This window comes from Nocardioides sp. NBC_00368, from assembly GCF_036090055.1.
In the GTDB taxonomy this organism is placed as follows: Bacteria; Actinomycetota; Actinomycetes; order Propionibacteriales; family Nocardioidaceae; genus Nocardioides.
The window spans coordinates 4,973,095-4,996,166 of record NZ_CP107970.1; the positions used below are offsets into that span (position 1 = coordinate 4,973,095).

At 69.9% G+C, this 23,072-nt stretch carries 21 protein-coding genes; 13 read left to right on the top strand and 8 right to left on the bottom strand.

The annotated features are described in order from the left end of the window. The first annotated feature begins 148 nt into the window (after positions 1-148). Positions 149-2,377, top strand: coding sequence for a transglycosylase domain-containing protein (locus tag OG984_RS23705; protein ID WP_328532384.1), 2,229 nt, complete (start codon positions 149-151; stop codon positions 2,375-2,377). A gap of 85 nt (positions 2,378-2,462) precedes the next feature. On the opposite strand, the gene OG984_RS23710 is transcribed toward OG984_RS23705, so the two are convergent. From OG984_RS23710 to OG984_RS23735, 6 genes are all read right to left on the bottom strand, one after another. Then, on the bottom strand, positions 2,463-3,326 hold the full coding sequence (locus tag OG984_RS23710; RefSeq protein WP_328528638.1) for a GTP-binding protein LepA: 864 nt from the start codon (positions 3,324-3,326) through the stop codon (positions 2,463-2,465). A gap of 204 nt (positions 3,327-3,530) precedes the next feature. Beyond that, positions 3,531-4,766, bottom strand: a complete 1,236-nt coding sequence (locus OG984_RS23715; protein ID WP_328528639.1) for a lytic transglycosylase domain-containing protein — start codon at positions 4,764-4,766, stop codon at positions 3,531-3,533. 116 nt (positions 4,767-4,882) lie between these two features. Next, positions 4,883-5,893 (bottom strand): HAD family hydrolase, encoded by a 1,011-nt coding sequence (locus OG984_RS23720; RefSeq protein WP_328528640.1) that lies wholly within the window; start codon positions 5,891-5,893, stop codon positions 4,883-4,885. Positions 5,894-5,906: 13 nt separating this feature from the next. After that, positions 5,907-7,124, bottom strand: coding sequence for a PucR family transcriptional regulator (locus OG984_RS23725; protein ID WP_328528641.1), 1,218 nt, complete (start codon positions 7,122-7,124; stop codon positions 5,907-5,909). A gap of 179 nt (positions 7,125-7,303) precedes the next feature. Beyond that, positions 7,304-7,945: a hypothetical protein gene (locus tag OG984_RS23730; RefSeq protein ID WP_328528642.1), complete on the bottom strand. Its 642-nt coding sequence runs from the start codon at positions 7,943-7,945 to the stop codon at positions 7,304-7,306. 80 nt (positions 7,946-8,025) lie between these two features. Then, entirely contained in the window at positions 8,026-8,670 is a 645-nt protein-coding gene (locus OG984_RS23735; protein ID WP_328528643.1) for a hypothetical protein, read from the bottom strand. Positions 8,671-8,921: 251 nt separating this feature from the next. Here OG984_RS23735 and OG984_RS23740 point away from each other — a divergent pair, with 251 nt between their 5' ends. The 12 genes from OG984_RS23740 to OG984_RS23800 all read left to right on the top strand — a co-directional run bounded on the left by OG984_RS23740 (position 8,922) and on the right by OG984_RS23800 (position 22,136). Further along, positions 8,922-9,926: a hypothetical protein gene (locus OG984_RS23740; RefSeq protein ID WP_328528644.1), complete on the top strand. Its 1,005-nt coding sequence runs from the start codon at positions 8,922-8,924 to the stop codon at positions 9,924-9,926. Between the two features lie 176 nt (positions 9,927-10,102). Beyond that, entirely contained in the window at positions 10,103-11,392 is a 1,290-nt protein-coding gene (locus OG984_RS23745) for a helix-turn-helix domain-containing protein (protein ID WP_328528645.1), read from the top strand. Between the two features lie 146 nt (positions 11,393-11,538). Further along, complete coding sequence (locus OG984_RS29550) at positions 11,539-13,305, top strand: ABC transporter permease (RefSeq protein WP_442940922.1); 1,767 nt, start codon at positions 11,539-11,541, stop codon at positions 13,303-13,305. 1 nt (position 13,306) lies between these two features. Continuing rightward, positions 13,307-14,164, top strand: a complete 858-nt coding sequence (locus OG984_RS23760; RefSeq protein WP_328528646.1) for an MlaE family ABC transporter permease — start codon at positions 13,307-13,309, stop codon at positions 14,162-14,164. Continuing rightward, entirely contained in the window at positions 14,161-15,438 is a 1,278-nt protein-coding gene (locus OG984_RS23765) for an MCE family protein (protein ID WP_328528647.1), read from the top strand. Before OG984_RS23760 ends, OG984_RS23765 begins: the two co-directional genes overlap by 4 nt. Beyond that, entirely contained in the window at positions 15,435-16,466 is a 1,032-nt protein-coding gene (locus tag OG984_RS23770; protein ID WP_328528648.1) for an MlaD family protein, read from the top strand. The genes OG984_RS23765 and OG984_RS23770 overlap by 4 nt, the downstream gene beginning before the upstream one ends. Beyond that, positions 16,466-17,479 carry an MCE family protein gene (locus tag OG984_RS23775; protein WP_328528649.1) on the top strand — a complete coding sequence of 338 codons (1,014 nt, stop codon included), beginning with the start codon at positions 16,466-16,468 and terminating at the stop codon, positions 17,477-17,479. Before OG984_RS23770 ends, OG984_RS23775 begins: the two co-directional genes overlap by 1 nt. Continuing rightward, entirely contained in the window at positions 17,476-18,516 is a 1,041-nt protein-coding gene (locus OG984_RS23780) for an MCE family protein (RefSeq protein ID WP_328528650.1), read from the top strand. The genes OG984_RS23775 and OG984_RS23780 overlap by 4 nt, the downstream gene beginning before the upstream one ends. Next, positions 18,516-19,898 (top strand): MCE family protein, encoded by a 1,383-nt coding sequence (locus OG984_RS23785; RefSeq protein WP_328528651.1) that lies wholly within the window; start codon positions 18,516-18,518, stop codon positions 19,896-19,898. The genes OG984_RS23780 and OG984_RS23785 overlap by 1 nt, the downstream gene beginning before the upstream one ends. Then, on the top strand, positions 19,898-21,043 hold the full coding sequence (locus OG984_RS23790) for an MlaD family protein (protein WP_328528652.1): 1,146 nt from the start codon (positions 19,898-19,900) through the stop codon (positions 21,041-21,043). The genes OG984_RS23785 and OG984_RS23790 overlap by 1 nt, the downstream gene beginning before the upstream one ends. Before the next feature lie 53 nt (positions 21,044-21,096). Further along, positions 21,097-21,636: a hypothetical protein gene (locus OG984_RS23795; RefSeq protein ID WP_328528653.1), complete on the top strand. Its 540-nt coding sequence runs from the start codon at positions 21,097-21,099 to the stop codon at positions 21,634-21,636. Then, positions 21,633-22,136, top strand: coding sequence for a hypothetical protein (locus OG984_RS23800; protein WP_328528654.1), 504 nt, complete (start codon positions 21,633-21,635; stop codon positions 22,134-22,136). The genes OG984_RS23795 and OG984_RS23800 overlap by 4 nt, the downstream gene beginning before the upstream one ends. A 145-nt stretch (positions 22,137-22,281) precedes the next feature. Here OG984_RS23800 and OG984_RS23805 read toward each other — a convergent pair whose 3' ends face one another. Together OG984_RS23805 and OG984_RS23810 are read right to left on the bottom strand one after the other, a co-directional pair. Further along, complete coding sequence (locus OG984_RS23805; RefSeq protein ID WP_328528655.1) at positions 22,282-22,515, bottom strand: hypothetical protein; 234 nt, start codon at positions 22,513-22,515, stop codon at positions 22,282-22,284. Next, positions 22,503-22,937 (bottom strand): hypothetical protein, encoded by a 435-nt coding sequence (locus OG984_RS23810; RefSeq protein WP_328528656.1) that lies wholly within the window; start codon positions 22,935-22,937, stop codon positions 22,503-22,505. The genes OG984_RS23805 and OG984_RS23810 overlap by 13 nt, the downstream gene beginning before the upstream one ends. Between the last annotated feature and the right edge of the window lie 135 nt (positions 22,938-23,072).

Sequence of the window (23,072 nt, forward strand, 5' to 3'; positions counted from 1 at the left end):
ACGCGGTCGGCGTGGGGCCTTCCGGTATTCTGGAACACCTGTTCTCCGATCGTTCAGCAACCCTCGCCGGTCCCGGCTCGAGGCCCGGGTAGGAGCCCCCAACTTGGCCCGCAAAGTCGTTCGTTCCCTTCCGTTTCATCGCATCGTGATGCGGTTCGCGGCTCTCATCGGTGTCGCCGCGGTGACGGGTCTGGTGGCCTCCGGGATGGCGATCCCGTTCATCCACCTGACCGGTGTCGCGGCCAAGTCGGGCGCTCAGGTGATGGACGATCTGCCCCTCGACATCGACATGGGCGAGCTGTCGCAGACGACACGGATCCTGGACGTGCACGGCAAGGTGATCACGACCCTCTACGACCAGAACCGGTCCTACAAGGCGCTCGACCAGATCTCGCCCAACATGCCGAAGGCGCTGCTCGCGATCGAGGACAGCCGCTTCTACGAGCACGGCGCGATGGACCTCAAGGGCACCCTGAGGGCCCTGCTGCGCAACTCGGCCTCGGAGTCGGGTGCGGTGCAGGGCGGCTCGTCGATCACCCAGCAGCTGGTCAAGACGACCCTCGTCTACGGCGCCGACTCCGACGAGGAGCGGGCGGCCGCGACCGAGAAGTCCACGGCCCGCAAGATCCGCGAGCTCCGCTACGCGATCTGGCTCGAGGAGAACCACGACAAGGACTGGATCCTCGAGCGCTACCTCAACGCGGCCTACTTCGGTGACTCCGCCTACGGCGTCCAGGCAGCCGCGAAGCACTACTTCGGAGTCGACTCCGCCGACCTGACCTGGGGACAGGCCTCGATGCTGGCCGGGATGGTGAAGAACCCGACCGGCTACGACCCGACCGACTACCCCGACGCCACGCTGGCCCGCCGCAACCTGGTGCTCGAGCGGCTGGCCCAGGTCGGCGACCTGCCGCGGGCCGACGCGGAGAAGCTCAAGGAGAGCGAGCTCGGGCTCAACGTGCAGGACAGCCGTAACGGCTGCTTCGGGTCGTCGGCGGAGTTCTTCTGCGACTACGCGCTGCGGTGGCTGCTCGCCGACAAGTCGCTGGGGGAGACCGAGGCCGAGCGCTGGCGGCTGCTGCAGACCGGTGGCCTGACCATCAGGACGACGCTGGACTCGAGCTTCCAGAAGGCGGCGCAGCGGTCGGTGAGCCGGCACGTCTCGCCGACCGACAACGCCGTCGGCGCCCTGGCGATGGTCGAGCCCGGCACCGGCATGGTCAAGGCGCTCGCGCAGTCGAGGCCGATGGGCGAGAGCCGTCGCAAGGGCGAGTCCTATCTCAACTACCTGGTCCCGAAGGAGTACGGCGACGCCAACGGCTTCCAGGCGGGCTCGACGTTCAAGGTCTTCGTCGGCGCCGCGGCGATCGAGAAGGGCTTCCCGCTCCGCCAGGAGATCCCGTCGCCGGCCAAGCGGACCTTCAACCAGGCGTCCTTCGCCAACTGTCCCGGCGAGGGCAACTTCAGCCCCAACCCCTACCCGGTCGGCAACTCGACCACCTCCGGCAACAAGAACCTCTACACCGGCACCCGGGAGTCGGTGAACACCTTCTACGTCCGGCTCGAGCAGTTCACCGGCGTCTGCGCGCCCTATGCGCTCGCGAAGAAGATGGGCGTCAGCCTGACCGACCCGGCCCACGAGCGGGTGCCGTCCTTCACCCTCGGCCCGGTCGACGTCAGCCCGCTGGAGATGGCCGAGGCGTACGCGACGTTCGGCGCCCGCGGCAAGCACTGCGACTCGCGGCCGGTGACCGCGATCGTCGGCCCGGACGGGAAGACGATGAAGGAGTACGCGGCCTCGTGCGAGCAGGTGATGCGTACCGGGACCGCGGACGCCATGAACGACATCCTCCGCGGCGTACTGCAGCCCGGTGGGTTCGGGCAGAAGCTCGCGCTCAGCGTGCCGTCGGCCGGCAAGACCGGCACAACCAACAGCAACCGTGCGGTGTGGTTCAACGGCTACACGCCGAAGCTCGCGACCGCGTCGATGATCGCCGGTGCGGACTACGAGGGCAACTGGGTCACTCTCAACGGGCAGCGCCTCCGAGGTGGCTACGTCGCCTCGGCCTCCGGCTCGACCGTCGCCGGCCCGATGTGGGCCGGTGCGATGCGGGCGATCGACGGCAAGCTCGGCTCCGCCAGCTTCGTACGTCCCGGGGCCAGCGTGATCAACGGCAGGGGCATCAAGATCCCGAAGGTCGAGGGACTCTCGATCGCCAAGGCCACCGCCCGGCTGAAGGCGGCCGGGTTCAAGCCGGTCGTCGGCAAGCGGGTGAAGTCGCGCTGGAAGGCCGGCACCGTCGTCGGGACGGTTCCCGGCAGCCGCGCGATCAAGGGCGCGACGGTCGAGATGCTGGTGTCGAAATGGCGCGGGTAGGGGTCGCGGGGCGGGCGGTTCGTCTAGGTATGCAGACCAACCGTCACATCCCGTGTGGAACTCCGCGAGGGAAGTGAGGGTTCGGCTACATACCTAGACGAACCGCCCGCCGCGCCTGAGCTGCCTCGACGGCCTCGCGGAAGGCGCGGGCGACGTAGTCGGGGACGGGGAGGCCGCGGTCGCGGGCCCAGAGGAGCTCCTGCTCGACCCGGGCCACGTCGGCGGCCAGGTCGCGACCCTCGTGGTCGACGCCCAGGGTCTCCATGACGTCGCCGAAGTCGGCCAGCTGGGTGTCGTTGTTGACCCCGACCGGGGCGAACGAGATCCGGCGCATGCGTCTGACCAGCCACTTCTGCCAGGCCGCGAGCGTGGCCCAGTGGGCCCGGGCGGAGAGCTGGTAGAAGGCGTAGTGGCCCGGCTCCTGGCGCTTGATCGGCGCGATGACGGTCTCGGCGACGGCGTGCTCACCGGTCTCGACGACCCCGTCGTGGAGCAGGTTGTAGGCGATCACCGCGGAGCGCTCGGTGGCCATCCCGGTCAGGTAGTAGAGCATCCGGCAGACGTCCTGGAACGGCTCCAGGTGAGCCAGCAGGCCGAGCACCATCAGCTTCAGGCCGACGTGGTCCAGGTCGGTGGTCGCCGGCGGCCGCCCGACGACCTGCTGGAGCCGGTCGAGGATCAGTCCGTGCTGGATCTCCTGCGGCTGCCACACCTCCGCGTAGAACCGCTTGTCGACCTCGGGCGGGTTGGGCAGCATCGTGGAGATCTCGAGTACGTTGCGGTCGACCTCGAGCTCGACCCGAGCCATGTAGTCGAGCACATGGCCGAAGCGGTCGCCGAAGGCGGCCGGGTCGTTCACTGAGAAGTCGACGGAGTCCATCGGGATCGGTGGGTGCTCCTCCCCGAGGCGCGCGACATGAGCGACGAGGCGATCGTTATCGGTGAGCATCCGGGGCGGCTCCTGGTGGGGGAGTCAAGCGGCGCCTTTAGTGTGCCCGTCCCGAGCGGGGTTGTAACGCGATTTAACCGAACCGAGGGGTGTTGGCCTCGACACGTTCGTCCAGCGGGTTCGTCGGCTCGACCAACGGGGGAGGGCGGTGGGCGAGCCGGGCGCGGGCGGGCGTACCGAGGCCAACACGATCGGGGCCGAGACTCAGGGGGTGCCCGCGGAGGCCTCCGTCGCCGCCGATTCCGTGGCCGCCGATTCTGTGGCCGCTGATTCTGTGGCCGCTGATTCCGAGACGGCCGGGGTCTCGGACGGTGTCTCGGTCGGTGTCTCGGTGGGAGTCGGGTCCACGGTGGGGGTCTCGGTGGGTGTCTCGGTCGGGGTTTCCGTCGGGGTTTCCGTCGGCGACTCCGTGGCCGAGTCGGTCGGCGACGGGCCAGAGGTGGGCGACGGTCCATCGGAACCGCCGGAGGAGGGCGAACCCGACGGGGACGGGGAGGAGGGCGCGGTCGAGCCACCGCTGGGCGTACCGGTGTCCGTCTCTCCCGTCGACCCGCTGGACGAGGGCCGGGGCGGCGCAGCGCTCGGCGAGGCTCCGGAGAGCGGCTCGAGGTCGGCGGGCGAGGTGACCGGAATCTGCGCGGCGGGGAGGACGACACCGGCCGGTGCCTCGAAGGTCCCCTGGCGGTAGCCCTCGGCGATCTGCAGGACGGCCGAGACGTACGCCTCGCTGTGGTTGTAGCGCAGCACCGCCGAGCGTTGCCCGGCCTCGGTGGACAAATCGGCGGAGCCCGAGCACAGGTAGACCGCGGCGGCGAGCGCGGCGTCGTCGACGTCCTGCGGGTCGCGGTGGCCGTCGCCGTCGGCGTCGACCCCGACGTCGGACCAGGTCGACGGGATGAACTGCATCGGCCCGACCGCGCGGTCGTAGACGAGGTCGCGGTCGTAGGTGCCGCCGTCGGTGTCGAGGATGCGTGCGGTGCCGGCGGCCCCGGTGAGGGGTACGCCGAAGATCCCGGGCGTGGCGACCCCGGAGGCGGACAGCGTGTTACCGCCCGCCCGGCCGTGGTCGGACTCGACCCGCCCGATGGCGGCGATCAGCGACCAGTCGAGACGGCAGCCCGGATCGGCGTCGGCGAGCACGGTCGCGGCGCGCTGGTACGCGGAGAGCGCGGTCTCGGGGATGACGCCGGCGGCGGCCTCGGCGGCGAACCCGGCCGGCTTGGCCGCCAGGGTGGGAACGGTCTTGGGGACCGGCTTGACCGCGGAGACGCTCACCGGCGGCAGCAGTTCCTGGGCCGGCACCTCGACCGGCACCTGCCGCACGCTGGCCGTGGCGTCGACGGGCCGACCCTCCTGGATCGCGTGGATCGTCCAGGCGGCGGTGGCGGCGGCGACGGGCAGCGCCGCTGCCTTGAGCAGCAGACCGGGTCGCGGGGTCATCCTCGGTCACATCCTCGGGTCGGGCGGGCGGCGGATCGATGTCACCGATCCAGCCATCATGTGAGCCCCGCCACAACGCGCTGCGCGCGATCAGGCCCGAGAATCCCCGAAACTACTCACGTACGTGACAAGTTTCCCGACCTCGTCACCGGGATCGTGGCGGCGACGGCTGCCGTCAGCAGACAGAGCAGCGCGCACCCGGCGGCCAGCGCGACCGAGCCGGCACCCAGGATCGTCAGCGCCGCCCCGACCACCGCCGGCGCCAGCGCGACCGGTCCGGCCCAGCGACGCCCCGCGACGACCCCGCGCGCGAGGGAGACAAGCTCGGCGACGCGTCCGACGTCGAGATCCGTCAGCTCCACGCCGGAGTCCCCGCCCATCGCCAGGTCTGCCACCGCCTGGGCCTCGGCGTCCTCGGGACGCGAGCTGACGAAGGCGACCACCCGCCCCTGCTCCTGCAGCTCGGCGACGAGCCGTTCCCGTTTCTCGGGGGCGATCTCGGAGTGCCATCGCTCGATCCCGCAGGCCTCGGCCAGCTGTTCGGTCTCGCGGGCACCGTCGTCGGAGACCAGCACCGGCGACACCCCGGCCGACGCCAGCCGCGACACCGACGATCCCGCGTCCTCGCGCGGCTCGTCGCCGACCACGAGATAGCCCAGCGGGCGACCGTCGAGCTCGACGCCGAGGACCGTGCCGCGGTCGTCGCGGTCGGCCATGCCGACCCACGAGGGCCGCCCGACGCGTACGGGATGCCGGTCCACCGACCCCCGCACCCCCGATCCGGGAACCACCCCGAAGTCGGTGACCTTGCCGCGCGGCGAGAGCCGGGCGACCGCCCGGGCCAGCGGCCCCTCGGCCTCGTGCTCCAGCGCCCCCGCGAACCAGCGCAGGTTGCGCAGGTGGTCGGGATCGAGCGGATCGACGGTGGTCACCGTGAGGCGCCCGGTGGTCACCGTCCCCCACCGGTCGAGCACCACCGCGTCGATGCGGGCGGCCACCGCCCACGCAGGACCGGGCACCGACGAGATCCCGTGCCGGCGCCCGACCCAGCCGGCTACGACGCGAGGAAGCGCCAGCCCCAGGACGTAGGCAGCGACAGCACCGGCCACGAGAACGAGCATCTCCATGTGCGATCCCGGGTCAGCCCGTCTGCTGCTGGTAGCGGTCGAAGTCGCTCTGGTCGCCGGCCATCCACAGCGGCACGCTCGCCTTGAGCAGCAGCAGGAGCTGGGTGACGAACTCGGGGTCGCGCAGCGACTCGCCGAAGAGCTCGTTGATCCGCTTCCAGCGGTAGCGGACTGTCTGCGGATGCACCCCGAGCACCGCTGCGATCGCCGGCGCGCTCTCCCGCGTCTCGAGCCAGACCAGCAGGGTCTCGGTGAGGATCTCGCGGGAGTTGGCCGACTCGGCCAGCAGCGGTTCGAGCAGCTCCTGGGCGAGCTGGCGACGCATCACCGGCTCGGCGTGCAGCCAGATCTCGGTGCGGTAGGCGAGGCAGTCGATGACCGGCTTGGCCGGGATGACGCGTGCGTTGACCAACGCCAGGGCACGGTTGGCCCAGCGCCAGGCGGCCGGGACATCGGCCGGCGGCACCGGCCAGCAGATCGCGACCCGGGCCTTCGGAGCGGCCGCGCGGACCTCCTCGGTGACCGTGGTGGTGGCGCTGGGCGGGCAGATCACGACCTGCGTCGGCCGGCGTCGCCGGGTGAGCGCGACGGACGAGAGCGCGTCCGCGGAGATCTGGTCGGCGTCGAGCAGCTCGACCGCCATCACCGTCACCTTCTCCGGCAGTGGCCACTCGCCGAGTGCCGCCTGCGTCTCGATCTCGTCGTGCGACGCGCCCGACAGCATCCGGTCGATCAGCCGCGCGCGGGCGACGTCGTTGTTCTGGTCGCGGGCCTCGGTGCCGGCCTCGAAGCCGGTGCCGACCTGCGTGGTCAGGTGCTCGACGTACGACGTCATCATCTCGTTGAGCGCGTTCAGCGCCGCGGCGGAGAGCTCGTTCTCGACCGCCCGACGGCGCAGCTCGTCCCAGAGCTCGGTGGTGGCCATGTCGATGCCCTGGTCGACGATGGCCCGGTCCTGGCCCAGCGCGGCGACCTTGAAGCCGACCTTGCGGAAGTGGTCGTCGATCGCGATGTAGGGCGCCGAACGCCCGAGGCCCAGGTCGATGAAGTGCGACATCGCGCCGTGGACGGCGGTGAAGATGAGCTCCTCGAAGCCCTCGGTCTCGGCCGGCAGCCCCTCGCGCAGGTGACGAGTGATCTTGCGCGCGATCGGCCGCACCTCGCTCTCGAGGCTCTTCAGCATCCACACGGCGGAACCGGGGAGCCCGGGGGACTGGTGGGTCTGCGTCATCTCGTGCTCCGTCGCACGTCAAACTCCTTCGTCCAACATGCCCGAGAAGGTATCGACCACCATGGCACGTCTTTGCTTGGCGTGCCCCCGAAATGCGGTACGCCCGTGCCGCTGCGTGGCCCGGATGGGCAAAGCCCGCCGGGGGCCGATCGGCCGCCCGGCGGACTCGGGAGGGAGGCTCAGCCGCGCCGCGGGTTGGTGAGGTTGAGCTCGATGGTGTTCCCGTCGCCGGGTACGAGGGCATTGACCAGCCAGGTGTTGAGGCCGCAGTTCTGGAAGTCGCCGATCGAGTACGTCCCGGTGAGCCGGCCACCGGTGAAGACCCCGAACCGCTCACCCTCGGGCGTGGCCACGGGGATGGCCACCGGCTCGACGGTGCGGCAGAACGGCCCGGAGAAGGTCGGGAAGCCGACGACCTTGATGTTGGTGAGACGTACGTTGTAGTAGGAGGTGGCCTCGACATAGCTGCCGCCGCCCTCCGGATGGGGCGAGAGCGTGCCGGTGGTGGGGGCGGCCTCCTCGAAGCTGACGTCGGCGCTCATCGGGATGAACCCCGCCGCCTTGAACTCGGTGTGGGCGCCGGGAAGCGCGAGCGAGCCGGTGAACGCGCCGGTCGTGGTCTCCAGCGTCGTGTCCAGGACGGCCGGGCCGACCGGGATCTGCGACCCGGTCGAGGCGACGACCGTGGTGCCGTTGGCGTCGTAGAGGATGTCGAGCGGTGCGGCGTGGGCGGGTGCGGCCGCGGCGACGGTGAGCAGCGCTGCCGCGGCGGGGACGGCGAGCAGACCGAGCCGGCGCTTCATGAGGGTCGAGAGAGACATGACGGGCTCCTTCAAGATGGTGGAACAGGGAGACGCGACAACGGTGCGCCGCTCGGACGCACCGCTCTCGCTTGCCGGGTTCAGCTGACGTTGACGGCGCCGTTCGGGACGGAGACGTTGTAGGTGCCGTTGAACGAGGCCGGATCGCCGACGGAGATCGAGCCGAGGCAGTCGGCGACGACCGTGGTCACCTCCAGGGACCCGTCGCCCGTCTCGTCGACGACCAGCCGCTGCGTCGCCTCGTCGAAGTGGCCGTTGGCGGTGCCGGTGACCGTGAAGTCGCAGAGACCGGTGGAGTCGGTGACGCGTGCGCTGATGCCGCTGATCCAGCCGTCGACCTGGTCGGTGGCGGCGGAGGTCACCGAGGTGTCGTTCGTCTCGAGCTTCCAGGCGCCGCTGTGGGTGACGGTCAGCGGGGTGCCGAACTGCTCGGTGCAGCCGCCCCAGGTCGTCGATGAGATGGTCGCGAGATGGTCGGGGGCGAGCCCGCTCTTTCCGGTGCCGCTGTGGATGGAGCCGCTGGCGCCGGCCGAGGTGCAGAACATCGCGTTGAGCGGGACGGCGAAGGCGATGCCGCCGACAGCGGTGGCGCTGAAGGCGTGGTTGCCGGTGGCCGTGCTGCCGCCTACGGACACGGTGTAGGGAGGCGCGGCGCTGGCCATCGCCGGCGCGGCGAGGGTGAGGGCGGCGGCTGCCGCACCTACAAGGAGAAGCTTCTTCTTCATCGAAGGTCGTCCTTTCATGGCGATGGAGACTGGTTGTCTCCGTCGGGGCCCATTCATCCGCGTCGCGAATCGGGCTGTCGACGGCCATCTGCCCGAAACCACGAAATGGGGCGCCACGATGTCGCGTACGCGACATCCGATGTGGACGGCGGCCCGAGACTTGTCATGGGCATGACAAGTCCGGGGACCGGTTCCGACGTATCCGAGCCGACCTTGTTGCTTCCGCATATCCGCGATGCCACGTTGTCGGTATGCGACACACTCTGCAGCGTGCGGCGGCGCTGGCCATCCTCGCCGGCACCGCCTTCGCGATGCTCGGTCTGGGGGCGAGCGAGGCGGAGGAGGGTCCGTACCCGGGGCTGCCCGCCCCGGAGCAGCAGGAGCTGCCTCTCCGGCACGCCTCCTGGACCGGGGCGGCGAACTCGTCGCTCGCCGACGTGGAGCGGGCGCGTCAGTGGCTGCGTACGCCCCTCATGACGGTGGCCGCCGACTTCTACCAGGGACGTATCGAGGAATTCGACGCGACCAAGTACCGGCAGTGCACCAAGGCCGGCGCGAACATCTACTTCGTCGCTCAGCCAGGGTCCGCGTACAACTACGGCCAGACGCCCGACATCGTCGTTCGTACGGTCACCTTCGGTGCCGTCCCCGTCGAGGCGACCGTACGCCTGGAGCAGGAGAGAGCTGACGGACTCCCCGTGCCGATCGAGCTCGAGACCTTGACGTGCGCCCGAATTCCCCCGTTCGGGGTGGAGGTTCCGGACAGCCCGGTCAAGGGCCGGGTCAGTACGCGCGTGATGTCGGTGCGGGTTGACGGCGTGTCGCTGCCCTTCCGAGGAGAGTGTCGGACTCGGGAGCCGGGAGTGTTGGACCTGTCCGGGGAGGGGTATCTGATGGGGTGGGACGGAAGCCAGAACGTGCCTGCGCGCGTGCAGCCGGATCTGTGGAACGAAGGCCTCTTCAACCTCAGCCCGGGCGGCCTCCTCGCGGGTACCGTCGACGTGCCCCCGTTCTCGGGGTGCGTCACCACCGACGGTGACGACATCTCCAGCTTGCTGACGGCGACCGTCTCGGGCGAAGGGTTCCCGTTGCGTACCTATCAGGGTGGGGTTCTCGGCTGCACGGTGCCGAACCCCGGCGGTAAGAACCTGCCGCCTGCGCCTGGTGCATCGACCCCCGAGTCGGTCCCGTGCCGCATGGACGTGTCGCCGCCACAGGTCCCCCCGCTCCCGGAGATCCCCACGAGTGGTCGGTGACGACCTCCGAATTTGTCACGCGCGTGACAACTCAGGGGCGTTTGTGTCCTGATCGGGCCTTCCTGCACTGGCCGATCGGCTCGATGTCCTCTGTGATGAGCGTCACTGAGTGACGCCGGCCTGACGAAGCACAGTGCTCCCGCGGGCCGGGGATCGAGGGGAGAAGTCGTAGATCCATGAGTCCGACGCAGAGCCAGACGACGACCACCGGAACGCGTGTCCCGCACCCACGACTGCCACGCCGAAGCGCCTCGCGGCAGCTCGCCGAGAAGGTCCATGCCCCGCGCGTCTCGCCGACGGAGTGTGCGGTCATCCGCAGGGTCGGCCGCGGGCTGGTCCCGCAGATCACCGACGAGATCCTGCGCCAGGTCGCTGCCTACTCCCGGCATCCCACCCAGCGGCGTCGGGACCTGATCACCAAGGCCGTCGCCAGTGCCGTGGAGCTCTATGCCGACGTGGTCGAGAACATCCCGTCCGACCCGGAGGCGGTGTCGGCGATGTACTTCGCGATGGGCAGGGGAGAGGCGCTGGCCGAACGGAGCCTCGACGGGTTCAGGGCAGCCGTCGACGTGGCCACCCACCGAGCGGCCGAGGCGATCCGTCACGAGGCCGAGGGGCTGGTCCCCGACGACGTACGCGGGACGCTGTGCGGGTCGCTCCTCGCCTACATGGGCACCCTGCTCGACGACGTCGCCCGCGGGTACGCCGCCGGGGTCCGTGACCGCGAGGCGGATCCGGGCTGGATCCGGCGCCGGCTCGTCCGCGGTCTCGCCGGAGCGGCGGACGCCGAGGTGATCGGTGATCTCGGCGCGCGCGTCGGCTGGCAGCTGCCGAAAGCGGTGGTGGTCTGCTCGGTCGACACCGTCATCCCGCTGGACTCGGCCGAGCGGCCTGTCGAGCTGCCCGGCGGGTGCGTGTGGGACACCGCCGGCCGGCGCGCGCTGGTGGTCACCGACCCGGCCGACGTCGACGCCGTCAGCGCGGTGATGCGCGGGTGGCCGCGTACGGGTCCGGTCTTCGTGACCGTGCCGGTGCCGCTGGCCGACGTACCGGCCGCGATCCGCTGGACCGAGCGTGCCCGGGACCTCGTCGAGTCCGGGGTGATCCCCGCGGACCCCGTGGTGCGCTGCGCCGACCACCACGTCGCCCTGCTGCTCAACGCCGACCCCACGCTCTCGCGATGGGAGGCGAGCGAGGCGCTCGCGCCGCTGGAGGCGTTCAAGGACGAGCACCGGCGGGCGGTGCTGCGTACGCTGCGGCTCTGGCTGCTCACCGGCGCGAACGCCTCGGCACTGGCTGCGGAGCTCGGTATCCACGAGCACACCGTCCGCAACCACAAGCTCCGGCTGCGGGCCGCCTTCGGCAGCCGGCTCCAGGATCCTGAGTTCGTCACCCTGCTCCTCTTCGCCCTCGGTGCCGGGGAGAGCCCAGCCGCCGACTGGGTCGAGCTCGAGCGCTGCGGCTGAGAGTTGCGCGGGCAATTTGTCATGCGCATGACAAAGGACGGCACTCATTTGCCGGACGGCCCGATTTCTCCTGCCGCTGTGACGTGAGCCACACGTACTGTCCGGTCGGAAGCACACCCCACAACGGCAGATCAGGAGGTCCCGCGATGGGCGGAACCGTGGAGGTCACCGGGCTCACCAAGAGCTTCGGATCTCAGAACATCTGGAGCGACGTGACCCTCACGCTGCCCCAGGGGGAGATCACCGCGCTGCTCGGCCCGTCGGGCACCGGGAAGTCGGTGTTCCTGAAGTCGCTGATGGGGCTGCTGCGTCCGGAGGCCGGGGTCTGCCTGGTCGACGGGGTCGACATGGTCAAGGCGCGCGAGTCGCAGCGGCAGGAGCTGCGCAGGCGGTTCGGGGTGCTCTTCCAGGACGGCGCCCTCTTCGGGTCGATGAGCGTCTTCGACAACGTCGCCTTCCCGCTGCGCGCGCACACGAAGAAGCGCGAGTCGGAGATCCGGCAGATCACGAACGACAAGCTCGACCTGGTCGGACTCCTGGGCCAGGAGCACAAGCTGCCCGGCGAGATCTCCGGCGGCATGCGCAAGCGCGCCGGCCTGGCCCGCTCGCTGGTCACCGAGCCCTCGATCATCCTGTGCGACGAGCCCGACTCGGGGCTCGACCCGGTGCGTACCGCCAACCTCGCCCAGCTCCTCGTCGACGTCAACGCGGCCACCGACGCCACGATGCTGGTGGTCACCCACAACATCGAGCTGGCGCGTACGCTGCCGGACAACCTCGGCATGCTCTACCGCCGGCGCCTGGTGATGTACGGGCCGCGCGAGGAGTTCCTGCTCACCGACCACCCGGTCGTCTCCCAGTTCATGAGCGGCGACCCGATCGGGCCGATCGGGATGAGCGAGGAGACGGATCACGGCGTCAACGACGACTACGTCGAGGGCGAGGCCTACTACCCGACCGCCGGCGTCGCGACCGTACGTGCCGGCGCCCGCGCCATCGAGGTGCTGCCGCGACAGCTGGCGCCCGCCAACGGCGCCCCGCGGGCCGCGGTCGAGCGGCACACCGCGCGGGTGGCGAGCGGGGCGGCGACGCTCTACACCGCCGATGACGACGACGTTGACCGAGCCCCGAGACCGAAGGTCAAGGACCCGGTCAGCCGGGCCCTGGATCAGGTCGGCGCGCTCTTCGCGCTGGGGCTGGACACGTTCCGAGCCGCCTTCCGGCGGCCGTTCGCGGCCCGCGAACTGCTCGACCAGTTCTGGTTCGTCACCTCGGTCTCCTGGATCCCGGCGATGCTCGTCGCGATCCCGTTCGGCGCGGTGATCGCGCTGCAGCTCGGCACGCTGACCGTGCAGATCGGGGCGCAGTCGTTCACCGGCGCCGCCTCCGTCCTGGCGGTCGTGCAGCAGGCGGCCCCGATCGTGACCTCCCTCGTCATCGCGGGAGCTGGCGGAGCGGCGATCTGCGCCGATCTCGGCTCCCGGACGATCCGCGACGAGATCGACGCGATGCGGGTGATCGCGGTCGATCCCGTCCAGGCGCTCGTGGTGCCACGGGTGCTCGCCTGCGTGCTCGCGGCCGTGCTGCTCAACGGGCTGGTCAGCGTGGTCGGCGTCCTCGGCGGCTACTTCTTCAACGTGATCATCCAGGGCGGTACGCCCGGGGCGTACCTCTCCTCCTTCACCGCCCTCGCCCAGCTCTCCGACCTGTGGGTGGGCGAGCTCAAGGCGGTGCTCTTCGGGCTCATCGCCGGCCTCGTCGCCGCTCACCAGGGGCTCAACACCAAGCCCGGCCCGAAGGGGGTCGGGGAGGCGGTCAACCAGTCGGTCGTCGTCACCTTCCTGCTCCTCTTCTTCGTCAACTTCGTGATCACGACGCTCTATCTCGAGCTCGTCCCCGGGAAGGGGGCCTGAGATGACGACGACCGTTCCCGCGAAGGGTGTCTCGACAAGCTCGACCACCGGCGTCCGCCGCCCGCTGGACGGGCTGGCGCAGACCGGGAAGGACATCCGGTTCTACGGCAAGGTGTTGCTCGGGATCCCGTCGGCGATCCGGCACTACCCGCGCGAGATCCTCCGGATCCTCTCCGAGGTCTCCTTCGGCACCGGCGCGCTCGCCGTCATCGGCGGCACGATCGGGGTGATGACGGGGATGAGCATCTTCGTCGGCACGGTCGTCGGCATGCAGGGGTACGCGGCGCTCGACCAGATCGGCACCTCGACGCTCAACGGGTTCATCTCCGCCTACTTCAACACCCGCGAGATCGCGCCCCTGGTCGCCGCGTTGGCCATGAGCGCGACCGTCGGTGCCGGGTTCACCGCGCAGCTCGGCGCGATGCGGATCAACGAGGAGATCGACGCGGTCAAGGTGATGGGCCTGGGCACGATCCCCTACCTGGTCTCCACCCGGGTGGTCGCCGGCTTCGTGGCGATCATCCCGCTCTACGTGGTCGGGCTGCTGACCTCCTATGCGGGCTCGCGCATCGTAACGGTGTACTTCCACGGACAGTCGGCCGGGACGTACGACCACTACTTCCAGCTCTTCCTGCCGCCCATCGACATCCTGCTGAGCTTCGGGAAGGTGCTGATCTTCTCGATCCTGATCATCCTGATCCACTGCCGGCTGGGCTTCTACGCCAGCGGTGGGCCGTCGGGGGTCGGGATCGCGGTCGGGCGCTCGGTGCGGCGGACCATCGTGGTCGTCGCGCTGCTCGACCTGGCGCTCTCGATGGCGATGTGGGGCGCCACCACGACGGTGAGGATCGCGGGATGACGCTGTCGAGAGCTCGTGATGCCTTCCTCGGCCTGTGCTATCTGGCCGTGATCGCGGCGGTGGCGCTCGGCGCCTGGCTGGCCTACGACCAGACCTTCGTGGACCGCTCCGAGGTCACGCTGACCACCGGCACCCTCGGCAACGCGCTCCAGGCCGGCTCCGACGTCAAGCTGCGTGGCGTGCCGGTCGGCACGGTCCGCACGGTCTCGGCCCGCGAGGGCGGCGCCGAGCTGACCCTGGCGCTGGAGCCGGACGTACTCTCCGACCTCTCGACCGACACCACGGCGCGGTTGCTGCCCAAGACGCTCTTCGGGGAGCGCTACGTGGCGCTCCAGCCGGGGCCCGGGCCGGAGCTCGAGGCGGGCGCCGTCATCGAGCAGGACCGCTCCGACGAGGCGATCGAGCTGGAGCAGGTGCTCGACGAGCTCCTCCCGGTGCTCAAGGCGATCCAGCCGCACAAGCTCAACGCGACGCTGAGCGAGCTGGCCACGATGCTGCGCGACAACGGCGACGACATCGGCGAGGTCTTCTCGGCCTGGGCGGCCTACCTGAAGAAGCTCAATCCGCTGGTGCCACAGATGGCCGACGACCTGGCCGCGCTCGGGCGGGTCGCGGGCCACTACGAGGAAGCGGCGCCGGATCTGCTCGAGGCGCTGGACACGATGACGGTGACCGCCGAGACCCTGGTCGACCAGCAGCGACAGCTCGCCGACACGTTCCGGTCGGTGACCACCACGGCGGCCGACACCGACCGCTGGCTCGAGCGCAACCGGGAGACGATCGTGGTGCTCTCCGACACCTCACGCGACGCGCTGCGCGCGGTCAGTCCGTACGCCTCCTCCTTCCCGTGCCTGTTCAGCGCCCTGCGCGACTACGCGCCGGTGATGGCGAAGAACCTCGGCAAGGGCACCGACGAACCCGGCATCCACGCGCTGGTCAGCGTCTCCGACATCCGGCAGCCCTATCCGGCCGGCTACACCCCGAAGCTGCGCACCGGCGGCCCGCGCTGCCCGTACGTCACCGGTCAGACCGGCAGCCAGCCGGCCGTCACCGGGACGGCCGGCACGGCCGAGCAGATCGAGGCGCCGCCGACGGACCGGGTGCGCACCTTCGGTGCGACGACGGGCCTGGGGGAGCAGAACTCCGAGGGCGAGAACCAGCTGATCGCCGAGGTGATGGCACCTGCGGAAGGCATGGCACCTGATGACTACCCGACCTGGTCGAGCCTGCTGCTCGGCCCGACCCTGCGAGGCACGGAGGTGATCGTGCGATGAGGCTGAACAGCGGCGGCTCGGTCGCGGTGACGCTCACCAAGTCGGTGGTCTTCGCGCTGGTGACGGTCCTGGCGATGGCCGCGCTGGCGACGACGATCTCCAACGGATCGACCTCGTCGGGGCGTACCTTCACGGCGCTCTTCACCGACGTGACCAGCCTCAACAAGGGCGACGACGTACGGATGGCGGGCGTGAAGATCGGCACCGTCCAGTCGATCGGGCTGCGGAACGACGACACCGCCGAGGTCGTCTTCACCGCGGCCGAGTCGGCGCCGATGGTCGAGGGCACCCGGGCGGAGCTCCGGTTCCGCAACCTGATCGGCCAGCGCTACATCGCGCTGGAGCCGGGAGCTCCTGGTGGGGAGGGGCTGAAGCCCGGCTACACGTTCTCGCTCGACGAGACCGAACCCGCGCTGGACCTGACGATGCTGTTCAACGGCTTCCAGCCGCTGTTCAAGTTCCTCGACCCGGAGGACGTCAACAACCTCAGCGCGCAGATCATCGCGGTCTTCCAGGGTGAGGGCGCGACGGTCGAGTCGCTGCTCTCCTCGACGGCCTCGCTGACCTCGACCCTCGCCGACCGCGACCAGGTGATCGGCGACCTGATCACCAACCTCAACTCGGTCCTCGAGGTGGTCAGCCAGCGCACCGGGATGCTCGACACCACGCTGGTGACGCTGCAGCGGCTGGTCACCGGTCTGGCCGCCGACCGGGAGACGCTCGGCTCGACCATCGAGGGGATGGGCGAGCTCTCCCAGAGCGTCACCGGCCTGCTGCAGGAGGGTCGGGAGCCGCTGCGCGACTCGATCGACTCCCTCGGTGACGTCTCGGAGAACCTCGCCGAGAACGACGAGGCGCTGACGAAGTTCCTGACCACCATGCCGCAGAAGACCGACGAGATCGGCCGGATGGCCACCTACGGCGGCTGGCTCAACTTCTACATCTGCTCCATCGACGGGCGGATCCCGAAACCCGAGGGCTACTACGGCGACCTCGGCGTGGACTCGCCGGCAGGAAGGTGCCAATGATGGCCCGCTATCCGAAGTCGTTCGCCGAACGCAACAAGGTCGTCATCGCCGTCGTCGGAATCCTGGCCATGACCGGTGTCTTCTTCGCCACGTTCCACGCCGAGGACCTGCCGGTCATCGGAGGTGGCGACACCTACGAGGCGTACTTCGCCGAGGCCGCCGGGATCCGTCCGGGCGACGAGGCGCGGGTCGCCGGGGTGAAGGTCGGCGAGGTGTCCGCGCTCGAGCTCGACGGCGACAAGGTGCTGATCAGGTTCCGGGCGAAGGACGTCACGCTCGGGTCGCAGACGACCGCGTCGATCAAGGTGAAGACGCTGCTCGGACGCAAGTTCCTCGCCCTCGACCCCGGCGGCCCCGGCCGTCTTCGCGAGCCCATCCCGGTGTCTCGGACCACCACCCCCTACGACGTCAACGCCGCCTTCTCCGACCTCTCCTCGACCGTGGACGAGATCGACATGGCGCAGGTCGAGGAGTCGATGGACGCGCTCTCGGAGGTGTTCGAGGACACCCCCGAGGACGTACGCGGCATGGTGTCCGGGCTCACCCGGCTCTCCCGCACGATCTCCTCGCGGGACCAGGAGCTGGCCGAGCTGATGCGCACCACGACCGAGGTCACCGGGACCCTCGCCGAGCGCAACCAGGAGATCGGGCTCCTGATCGAGGACGGCGACAAGCTGCTCGAGGAGCTCGCGGCCCGTCGGCGGGCGATCCACCAGATGCTCACCTACACCGACGACCTCGCCAAGCAGGTCACCGGCCTGGTCGAGGACAACCAGAAGCGACTGCGGCCGGCGCTCGAGAAGCTCGACCGGGTCTCCGAGATCCTGCGGCGCAACCAGGACCACCTCGACAAGGCGCTCTCCCAGATCGGGGCCTACTACCGGGTGATCGGCGCCTCGATGAGCAACGGCCCGTGGATCGACGTCTACGGCTGCGGACTCTTCGACGAGAACAACGCACCGGTGCTCGACAACGACGTCCAGCGCGACTGCAAGCCGGGAGGGACGAGATGAGACGCCTCATCGCTGGGCTCCTCGTGGTCGCCGTCGTCGGCGCGATCGGGTGGGGTGCTGCGTACGGGATCCGGGAGGGGGGTCGCGGGACCACCTTCTCGGCGCTCTTCGAGGCCTCCGTCGGCCTCTATCCGGGCTCTGACGTGCAGATCCTCGGGGTGCCGGTGGGCGAGGTGACCTCGGTGACCCCGGCCGGCGAGCACGTGAAGGTCTCGATGATGCTCGACCCCGGCCAGACCGCCGCAGCCGACACCTCGGCCGTGATCGTCGCCCCGACCCTGGTCTCGGACCGCTTCGTGCAGCTCACCGAGCCGTACGTCGACGGCCCCGAGCTCCGCGACGGGACCGTCATCGAGGAGACCGCCGTGCCGGTGGAGATCGACGACCTCTACGCCTCGCTGACCGAGGCCGGCGAACAGCTCGGTCCCGATGGCGCCAACCGGAACGGCGCACTGTCGCGGTTCCTGGAGGTGATCGCGGCCAACCTCGACGGTCAGGGCGACGACATCAACCAGGTGATCCGGGAGGGCGCCGACGCCTCGGCGACCCTGGCCGACGTCGACCAGGACTTCTTCGCCACCGTCGAGAACCTCGACACCTTCAACAAGACCCTGCTCGCGCACGACGACGGGGTCCATGACGCCAACCGCCGGTTCGCGCAGGTCACCGAGTATCTCGCCGACGACCGCGACGACCTGGCCTCCGCGGTCGGCAACCTCGGCGAGGCGCTCGCGCTGCTGGAGTCGTTCATCAAGGACAACCGCGCCGAGATGCGGACGAGCGTCGAGAACCTGCAGGGGCCGACGCAGGTGCTCGTCGACCAGAACGAGTCGCTGGAGGAGGCGGTCGCCACGATCCCGTTGGTGCTGCAAAAGTACATCAACGCCTACGACCCGGCGAACAACAGCCTCGTCGGCCGCACCAACCTCAACGAGCTGAGCGTCTGGTCCGGAGACGGCCTCACCGGCCAGACCTCCGAGGACGCGCCGCCGGTGCTGCTGCCCGGTGTCGGGTCCGGTGTGGGAGAGGAGCAGTGATGTCGCGTCTGTCTCGCCCGCTCGTGGCTGTCCTGGCCACCGCCGCGCTGACCCTCTCCGGCTGTGGACTCGGTGCCGTCAGCGGCGGCGTCTACGAGGCTCCGCTTCCCGGTGGCGCCGACGTGGGGGAGGACCCGATCACGCTGAGCGCGGAGTTCAGCGACGTACTCGATCTGGTTCCGCAGTCCAGCGTCAAGATCGACAACGTCGCGGTCGGCCGGGTCGCCAAGATCCGGCTCGCCGAGGACGGCCGCAGCGCGCGGGTGTCCCTGGTGGTCAGGGACGACGTCGAGCTCCCCGCCGGCACCACGGCCCGACTGCAGCAGACCTCGCTGCTCGGAGAGAAGTACGTCGCGCTGATCCGCCCCGCGACCCCGGTCGCGGGCTCGCCGCTGGGTGACGGTGCGGTCCTCGGGCGGGGTGACACCGAGGCGGCCGCTCAGGTCGAGGAGGTGCTCGGGGCGCTGTCGATGGTGCTCAACAGCGGTGGGATCGCGCAGTTCCAGGAGATCTCGCGGGAGATGCAGAAGATCTCCGACGGTCGGCCGGAGGAGATCCGGGCGTTCCTGAAGGAGATGGACCGGTTCGTCTCCGCCCTCGATTCCCGCTCGGAGTCGATCACCTCGGCGATCGACTCGCTCAACGAGCTCGCGGTCACGCTGGAGAAGGACAAGACCAAGATCGCGAACGCGTTGGAGGGGCTCTCGCCCGGGATGCAGGTCCTCGTCGACCAGCGGCCGCAGCTGGTCGCGATGCTGGAGGCGCTCGACCAGCTCTCCAAGGTCACCATCCGCACCCTCGACGAGGCCCAGGACGACATCGTCGCCGACCTGAAGCTGCTCGACCCGATCCTCGACCAGCTCGCCAAGGCCGGCTCCGACCTGCCCTACGCGCTGGAGATCCTCTTCACCTACCCGTTCCCTGACGAGGTGCTCAACGCCATCCGCGGCGACTACCTGAATCTGTTCCTGGTCACGAACTTCCGCACTCCCGACGGCTGTCGGTCCAAGGGCTGCGACTGGCTGCAGGTGTCGGTCGAAGGCGGGTCCGGCGGCCCGGTCTCCTCCCAGTCCGGGTCGTCGGGCGCGCCGGGGCTGTTGCCGTCGACCACCTCGCCGGTGCCGGGCTCGTCCTCGCCGGCCATCCCGGGGGAGTCGATCCTGCCCTCCGACCCCGGCTCGTCGTCCTCCTCGGACCCGTCGTCGTCCGAGTCCGGGTCGTCCTCGTCGTCGCCCTCCGATCCTTCCGGGTCGCCGTCGGAGTCGCCGTCCGAGTCGTCCGAGTCGTCCGAGCCGTCCGGGTCGGGCTCGGAGACCTCCGAGACGTCGCCGGAAGGCGCGGTCTCTGATCCTGGCACCGGCTCCGTGGAAGGGAGCGAATGATGCAACGGCTGACCGGAGGCGTACGCGTCAAGCTCGGGCTCTTCGTCGCCCTCGCCCTCGTGGGGACCAGCTATGTCGGGGCCCGCTACGTCGGGCTGGACCTGTTCGAGGAGCCCTATCGCGTCGACGTCTCGCTGCCCGAGGGCGGCGGGCTCTTCGTCAATTCCGAGGTGACCTACCGCGGGGTGCCCGTGGGTGAGGTGACGGCCCTGGAGGCAGGGGCCGACGACGTACGTGCCGTGCTGGAGATCGACGGCGACGCCCCCGCCATCCCCAAGGACGTGACCGTGAAGGTCGCCAACCGGTCGGCCATCGGCGAGCAGTATCTGGACCTCCGTGGCGGCGCCGTGGGTTCGTCCCGGCTCGCCGACGGTGACCGGCTCGCTGCGGGGGAGGAGGCGCTGCCGTACGACGCCTCCCAGGTCATCGAGACCGGCCGCGACTTCGTCGCCTCGGTGCCCGAGGAGGCGCTGGTGACGACGATCGACGAGTCCTACCTGCTGTCCCGGGGTGCCGGTTCCGACCTGCGGAAGCTGGTCGACACCTCGCTGTCGTTCCAGAAGGAGGCCGACCGCAACTTCCTGGTCTCGGCGAGCCTGATCCGCAACTCCGACCAGGTGCTCGCGACCCAGGAGGAGTCGGCGACGAGCATCAAGGCCTGGAGCAACGACCTCGCCCTCTTCTCCGCGACGCTGGCTGATTCCGACAAGGACCTGCGCGACCTGATCGGGGCCGCGCCTGGCACGGCCACCGAGATCTCGCTGCTGGTCAAGGATGTCGGGCAGCCGCTGGGGATCCTGATGAGCAACCTGGTCACCCCGGCGCAGCTGTTCGGTACCAACGCCGCCGCGCTGGAGTCGACCTTCGTGACCGTGCCCGAGGCAGTCAGCATCGGCTGGGCGATCAACACCTCCAACGGCCCCCGGCTGAGCCTGATGCCGTCCTTCTTCAACCCGCCCGCCTGCGTCGCCGGCTACGAGGGCACCGACCTGCGTGCCGGCACCGATGTGAGCAAGGGCAAGCCGTTCAACACCGCGGCCGGCTGCGCTGCCGTGCCGCGACCGAAAACGACCAAGACCGAGACAGCCGAGCCGGGGACGGTTAGCGTCCCCACCACGCTCGCCGGACTGATGGGGGAGCGATGAGCACGACGACGCAGAGACGAACAGAGACCCGGACGGAGGCCTCGGTGGTCGAGATGGACACACTCGACGCACCGTCGAGGCGCGACCGGGTGCTCACCTGGGCGCTCCCGCTGGTGGCGCTGTGTGTGCTGGTGGCCGGTGCGCTGACCTGGTGGCGGGCGACCGGGCACGATCAGGAGATGGTCGACGAGGCCGCCCGCCGCGACCGGGTGCTCATCGTCGCGACCAGCCACATCGAGACCCTCAACTCGCTCGACTACCGCAAGGTCGACGAGGGGCTGAAGGGATGGGCCGCGGTCACCACCGGCACCCTGCACGACCAGCTGACCAGCGTCTCCGAGGAGGACCGCACGGTCCTCGCGGAGCAGGAGAAGATCTCGACAGGGTCGGTGATGGACATCGCCGTGACCGAGCTCGACGACGACACCGCGACCGTGATCGCGGCGGTCGAGATCACGGTCCGCGACGGCTCGGCCTCCGGTGAGGACGCGGAGCCGACCGTCAAGCGCAACCGCTTCGCCGCCGACCTGGTCAAGGTCGGCGACGACTGGCTCCTGGAGAGCCTCGAGCAGGTGGCGGTGAACATGTCATGAGCCTTTTCGTACGCCGCTGGGCGCCCTTCCTCGCCGCGCTCGCTCTCATCCTCGGGCTGGGAGCGTTCTGGCAGGCCGACCGGGAGCGGAGGACCGACCACGTCGGCAACCGGGCCGTCGTCGACGCCGAGGCCACCACCGAGGTGCAGTCGGCCGTCTCCACCGGTCTGCTCCAGGTCTTCTCCTACAACTTCGCCGACCCTGCCCCGACGGCCGCGGCCGCCGACGAGTTCCTGGCCGGCGACGCCCGCAAGGAGTACGACCTCCTCTTCAAGCAGCTCCAGGAGAAGGCGCCGGGGCAGAAGCTCGTGCTCAGCGCGGAGGTCCAGGTCGCTGCGGTCAAGTCGCTCGACGCCGACTCCGCTTCGCTCTTGGTCTTCCTGGATCAGGCCTCGCAGCGCTCCACCGACAAGGAGTCCTCCATCTCGGCTGCTCAGATCGCCGTCGAGGCCGCCAGGGTCGAGGGCCAGTGGAAAGTGACGGCTCTGGACCTCTTCTGATGCCGAGTCGGCGCGTCTGTCCCAAGATTGCGCGCCGAGTCGGCGCGTCTGTCCCGCCGAGGCCGGCTGAGTCACCCACGCGTGGGACAGTTGCGCCGACTCGGCGGTGTTGTGTGGGGCAGTTGCGCCGAGTCGGCGGGAGGGGTCAGTCGCCGCCGCCTCCGCCGCCGCAGCTCGAGCCGCAGGAGGAGCTGCTGCAGGAGCTGTCGTGGTTGTTGCCGCCGTCGTAGGTGGAGCCGCAGGAGCTCGAGCTGGAACTGCCGCCGCGGTTGCGCCTGCGGGGGCCTCGGCGGCGGTTGCCTCGGCTGCCCGCGAGGGCGGCTTGGAGGCACCCGAGGATGATCAGGCCGAGGACGACGATGACGATCAGGTTCTCCACGGGGAGCTCCGTTTCCTGGTGCGGCGTTCGAGGTGCCAGATCTGTGTGCCGAGACCGATGGTGAGCACCCGGCGCCCAGCGATCCGGGTGAGGGCCAACCGCCGCCGGCCCTCATAGACCTCGTGCAGGCGGAGCCAGTCGGCACCGATGGTGGTCAGGAAGTCGCGTACGTCGTCGTGGGCGCAGCCCTGCTGCGGATGCTGCGCCGCCCAGGCATGGAAGCGGGCGCGCCAGTTCGGCAGCAGGTCGAGCTCGGGGGCCGCGTGCTCGGCAGCCGAGGAGCGCTTGTGGTGCAGCACCCGCGTCGTCGCGGTCGTTCCGGCGGTATCGAACCCCGGCGGCGTACGTCCCGCCAGCAGGTCGTCGAGGACCTCGCGCTGGCGCGCGGCGAGCTGGTCGCGCACGGCGCCTCGGGGGTCCACAGGAGGAGTGTGCCCGATCGTTTGGTCCGCTGCCGCAATATTAGAAATGTCAAAGTTGAGTGGAACAGACTCAACTTTGGTTGTGTTGAGATAGATGCGGGTGACAGGCACTCGCGGCAGACTCAGGTGCGTCCC